Annotated in this window: 6 protein-coding genes; 2 read left to right on the forward strand and 4 right to left on the reverse strand. The window is 30.1% G+C overall.

The genetic code is table 11. The features are described 5' to 3' along the window. Positions 1–4: 4 nt before the first annotated feature. The gene (locus ACIQ56_RS13800; protein WP_397601629.1) at positions 5–913 is read right to left on the reverse strand and encodes a hypothetical protein; all 909 of its coding nucleotides are present in this window, start codon (positions 911–913) and stop codon (positions 5–7) included. 360 nt (positions 914–1,273) lie between these two features. Between ACIQ56_RS13800 and ACIQ56_RS13805 the strand changes: the two genes are divergently transcribed. Then, positions 1,274–1,759: a hypothetical protein gene (locus ACIQ56_RS13805; RefSeq protein ID WP_397601630.1), complete on the forward strand. Its 486-nt coding sequence runs from the start codon at positions 1,274–1,276 to the stop codon at positions 1,757–1,759. A gap of 55 nt (positions 1,760–1,814) precedes the next feature. Here the strand turns inward: ACIQ56_RS13805 and ACIQ56_RS13810 are convergent, their stop codons facing one another. Beyond that, on the reverse strand, positions 1,815–2,612 hold the full coding sequence (locus ACIQ56_RS13810; RefSeq protein ID WP_397601631.1) for an FKBP-type peptidyl-prolyl cis-trans isomerase: 798 nt from the start codon (positions 2,610–2,612) through the stop codon (positions 1,815–1,817). Between the two features lie 155 nt (positions 2,613–2,767). Between ACIQ56_RS13810 and ACIQ56_RS13815 the strand changes: the two genes are divergently transcribed. After that, positions 2,768–3,787 carry an adenylyltransferase/cytidyltransferase family protein gene (locus ACIQ56_RS13815; RefSeq protein ID WP_397601632.1) on the forward strand — a complete coding sequence of 340 codons (1,020 nt, stop codon included), beginning with the start codon at positions 2,768–2,770 and terminating at the stop codon, positions 3,785–3,787. Here ACIQ56_RS13815 and ACIQ56_RS13820 read toward each other — a convergent pair. Further along, complete coding sequence (locus tag ACIQ56_RS13820) at positions 3,774–4,610, reverse strand: hypothetical protein (RefSeq protein WP_397601633.1); 837 nt, start codon at positions 4,608–4,610, stop codon at positions 3,774–3,776. The two genes, ACIQ56_RS13815 and ACIQ56_RS13820, sit on opposite strands and share 14 nt — an antisense overlap. Next, a partial coding sequence (locus ACIQ56_RS13825) for a DUF692 domain-containing protein (protein WP_397601634.1) occupies positions 4,607–5,445 on the reverse strand: 839 nt, incomplete at its 5' end. The genes ACIQ56_RS13820 and ACIQ56_RS13825, both read right to left, overlap by 4 nt.

A 5,445-nucleotide genomic window follows, 5' to 3' on the forward strand; every position in this document is an offset into this window, starting at 1 on the left:
AAATCTATGAGAAATGACAGAAAGGAGCAACGGAACTTGAATCGGTTGGTCTCAATGACTGTGGGAATAGTCCAATTGTCTTTGGGAACTGACATGCTACTTGGCCTGCAGCTTCAAATCCTGCAACAATTTTTTCACCCACATTATTTGTTGCCTTTACTTTTTGATCTGTTTGTTTAACAATATCAATGATATTTTTAAAAGTAGAGACAATAGGTGTACTTGGTTTTACAGGATCTGGTTTTGTAGGATCTGGTTTTGTAGGATCTGGTTTTGTAGGATCTGGTTTTGTAGGATCTGGTTTTGTAGGATCTGGTTTTGTAGGATCTGGTTTTGTAGGATCAGGGAAACATGATTTTAATTGATCTGTTTCGACTGTTGTTTCTTTAGCAATAAATTTTGTGCTAAGAGGAGTGTTTGCTGTTGTAGTTGCTGTAGCTGATACTGTTGTGCTGGATGTGGTTTGCTCAGAAGTGGTTGTGCTGCTGCTTCGTTCCGTTGACCTCTCAAGGTACTTGCTAGAGTCCGATTCAGAGTAATTATAAGTCTCTAAAACTTTTTGTTTATCTTCGGAAAGTCTTTGGAATGAAGTTGAATTTAATGGGTTGATTGAAAACTCTTCCACTTTTGCTTTTTCTTCTGGTTTGTTTCCTAAAGTACAGGATTGAGCAGTCGTTTCTGTTACTTTAATAACAGTGTCTAATTCTTTTCCATCCTTATCTATTTCTCTCCAAACACCTAAATAGGATGCTTTTTGTTGAGGAGGTGTTGTTGCCGCTGAAGCGGGTGCAGGATTTGTATCTGCTGATTGTGGTTGGTTATTTGTTGAATTTGTTTTACCACATGACGCAGCTAAAAAGCTAATTAAAGTACCTGTAGCCACTAACTTAGCAAGACGATTTTGTAAATACATAAACTACTCTCCTCTGGGATTTATGAAAAATTACTATGTAATTTTTGTGCTTTTAGATGGCATACTCTGCCGAATATTCTTTGAACTTTTTTTATATCATGAGGAAAAATTTTAAAAAAGGTAAATATAAAAGTGCCATTCTTTCTTAATTTTATATTAACCAATATGTAATTTTGAAATAAATCATCTTATAAATATAAAAATGAAATACATATATTATTATAAAACAATTCTTAATTTATAATAATATATGTATTTTGTTTATATTTTAAATGGTTTATTGATTGTTTTAATTAATTGTGTAATTAAAAATGAGATCAGTATTATTGTCTATGGTATTCAAATAGGAGTTTACGTTATATGCTCAAAAAAAATTTTATATATATCTTAGCAATTTTAGCTTTTATTTCCTGTGGAAAAAAAGAGGATAATAGCAACGCTAATAACAATAATAATATAAAAACGAAAGAAAAAAATACTTCTTTATTTGCTATTTGGGAAAAGGAAAAAGATGATATTCAATATAAATTAGATTTATCTTCTGTTTCTTTAAATAAAGATTCATCTATAAAGTATTTTTATACAGATAAAAAGGAAAACTTTACTTTTAAGTGTTCTGGTGAAATGAAATTTGTAGGTACTCAGTCTTCAGGAAAAATAGAAAGTTCCAGTTTTAGATTTTCTTTTGATAATGAATCAAGTGATGTATTTAAAATTAAAGAAAGAAATAAAGCGTATTTTTTTTGTTTTGGAGTAAAAAGTTTATTTAAAAACACATATTATCATTTTGAGAATGGTAAATTATCATTCTGTGATAATGAAAGTAAATGCTTAGAATATAAATAAAACAACCCTCAATTCAAAAAATGAATTGAGGGTAAATTATCTAAAAAATATAAAATTATTTTTTATCAGCTTCAGCAGTTTTTGCAGGTGCAGGTGTTGTTGCAGGAGCTGGTTTTGCAATAGAAACAAGATTCACTTTAAATACTAAAGTTGAGTTTGGACCAATTGCAGGTGAAGGAGCTTGTGCGCCATAGGCAAGGTTTGCAGGGATATAAAGCATCCAAGTAGAACCTTCTGGCATAAGTTGTAGAGCTTCTGTCCAGCCTTTAATAACACCATTTACTGGGAAAGAAACAGGCTGACCGCGTTGGTAAGAACTATCAAATACTTTTCCATTAATGAGTGTACCTTCGTAATTTACTGTAACCGTATCTGTTGCTTTAGGTTTTGGGCCTTTGCCTTCTGTTACGATTTTGTATTGAAGGCCGCTAGCTAATGTAACAATTCCTTTTTCTGCTTTTTTTGCTTTTAAGAAAGCTTCGCCTTCTTTTAAGTTTTTATCTCCACGGATTTTTTGTTGCTCAGTCATATATTTTTGCATGAATGCTTGGGAGTCTTGTTGGCTAATTTCAGACTCTTTTCCATTTAAACCTTCTTCAATCGCTTTTAAAAGTACCGATTTATTTACTTTAAATTCGCCGCCTTTGAGACTAGAAGAGATTTCATGTCCAATAATGTAACTTGCTTTGTCTTCATCATTTTTAAAAGTCATAGAACCCTTCTTGCTTGTTGTGGCAGAAGGTGTGTCTTTTTTAGCTGCAGCAGGTTCCGCAGCGCTTGCAGACATAGCGAGCAATGGTGAACATGCAAGAGCTGCAATGAGTGCCCATTTTTTTGTTGAAGCAAAGTTCATAACAGAGTTCCTTCTAGTGATTAGAAATATAGCATTCGTCAACAAAACGAATGGTCGCACAACTGTATTACTGTTATATATAAGTGTCAAGCACTAGGAAGACTCTATTTTTTATTATACATCTAAATTGTATGTTAAAAGTACGAGGTTTAAAAATGACAAATTTAAAAGAATATCCTTATGCAGCAAGTGTTTATATTGGCAGGTTCCAGCCTTTTCATAATGGGCATTTAAACAGCATTATATCTGCATTGCAAAAATCGCATCGACTTATTCTTGTTTTAGGTGGAGCTTATCTATCTCCTTCAATAAGAGGTCCTTGGAGTGTAGAAGAGCGAATTCAAATGATTCAATCTTGTTTAACAAAACAACAATTAAATAGAATTGATTTTATCTATGTAAGAGATAGATTATATTGTGAACAATTATGGATTCAAAATGTAAAAGGTGAAGTTGCAAAATTGATTGATTCCCATCTTCCCATTGCCATTATTGGTCATGAAAAAGATTCTTCATCTTATTATTTAAAAGTATTTCCGCAATGGGTTTTTTTAGAAACAGGAAATTTTAAGGGAATTAATGCAACTGATATCAGAAAATCGTACTTTTTATCAGAAAATTTAAAATCGGCTTATGATAAAATGCCAAAGCCTATTTCAAACTGGCTTAAAAATTATCGTAAAAAAATGGCTTTTAAAATAATAAAAGAAAAATATATTTATATTCAAAAAATGAAATTAAATAAAAAATTAAATTTGAATAGTGAAGTTTCTAATGTTTTTATAGTTTGTAACAATTATGTATTATTGGTTAAAAGTAAACAAATATTACGGAAAAATTTATTTTCAATGCCAGAAATAGAAGACTTTAATCAATTTGATCCACAAAATAGTATTTTAAATGAAATTATTTTTAAAAACTTCAACAATAAATTAAACTTTAAATTATTGAATCAACGTATATTTGATTATTCGGATCGTTATCCCATTGGCATGCAAAAATCAAATACATTTTATTTTCAATTAAATCATGAAAATTTACCAACTGTTTTACCAGGAAAAAATTCGGAGCATGTGGAATGGACTTTATTAGATGATATTCATTTATTAGAAAATCAAATATATGCGGATCATTTTCAAATTATGAAATGGTTTTTAAATTTCACTTCGTCATAAATGCAGAGTGTTTTGTCATTAAAGACATCCAATTCGATAGTTTTGAAATATCAAAAAGATCTTCATTTATGTCTGCTTGTTCTATTGCATCTTCAATGTTTTGTTTTTTTGATAAGCCATCCATAATAGAAATAAACTCTTCTGGAATTAAAATAGTTTCTAAACTCCATTCACAACTTTTAAATATTAAAATAGATTCATTTGTATTATTTATTGAGGTTAATTCTTCAATTCTTTTTTCTTCTAATAATTCTTCGGTTGTGCTTTCTAATTCGGATAATTCAGAAAGATTTTTTGCAGAACAATACATTTGAAAAATAGGCCATTGTGATTGCAATAAGATATGTTCCTCTTGTAGAAAAATTTCGTTTGGCTGGGGAACTGTTGTTGTATTTTTTATAAGTAACAACTCATTTGGATTTGGGGCAGCTAAAATATCAGAAATATTTATGCATAGCCTTATAAAATCGGGAACGAATGGGCATTCCTGAATTTCTTCTTGCTCTTCAAGAAAGTTTGGAAAATTTCGAATAGACTCTTCCATGTGGTTTGGTGAAGGATTTTGATAAAAATATTCTATTAAAAAATCTTTAATTAAATTTTTGCCAAATAACAAACTTGCTAGTTTAAAAATGGTCTCTGAAAATACAGATGAAATTCTGCTATAATAAGAAACACGATACGCTTCAAGTCTATGCGCCGTTTTTTTCTCAAAAATATCCATTTCTTTTTTTTCAAGAATTTCGTGAATATTTATATTTGGATTAGATGTTACCGTTTCTAAAAAAAAGTTTTGGATTTTTTTAAGATCATTTATTGTCATGATATTCTATTTCCATAATTAATTTCATAAATAATTTCATGAAATGGAGCAATATCATCATCTCTTTCTATAATAACAGGGCGACTTCCAATATTTTTTAATGCCCATTTCATAAGATCCCAAACCGGATCGCAAACTAAGGAATCGTGTGTATCAAATAAATAATCATCCATTTTAGAGTGGCCAGCAATGTGATATTGATTTACATAGTTTGGATTTATTTTTTCAATTTCTTTCATATGGTCATAGCCATGATTAAATGCAGAAACGTATATGTTATTTACATCTAATAAAACGCCACATCCTGTTCTTTTACATATCTCATTTATAAATTCAATTTCTGAATATGTACTTTCATTATATGAAATATAAGAAGAAATATTTTCTATTGAAAATTGTCTTTTTAAAATGTCTTGAATAATATTTACATTTTCACAAAGTAAATTTAAAGTAACAGATGTAAAGGGGATTGGTAAAAGATCAAAACTATTATGAGTCGGGTTCGCAGAAAAACAAAGATGATCAGAAACAACTTTAGGCTGAATAGAGTCACATAGATTTTTTAATAAATAACAATAATCTTTATTTAAGCCGAAAGCGGAGGCTAAATTTAAACCAACTCCATGAACAACGGTTTGCGTTCGTTCTGTAATGCGTCGCATATGATATAAACCAGGCCCACCATTTAAATACATATAATTATCTGCCATAATTTCTAAAGTTGGTAGCTCTTTTAGTTCATGCCAAAACGAATAATGGGCTGCACGTAGGCCAGCCCCAAATATTCCTAATTTTTCGATACTTAATTTTTCATCGGAGTTGCATTTAGAAGAAG

It is taken from the genome of Silvanigrella sp. (genome assembly GCF_044369315.1).
In the GTDB taxonomy this organism is placed as follows: domain Bacteria; phylum Bdellovibrionota_B; class Oligoflexia; order Silvanigrellales; family Silvanigrellaceae; genus Silvanigrella.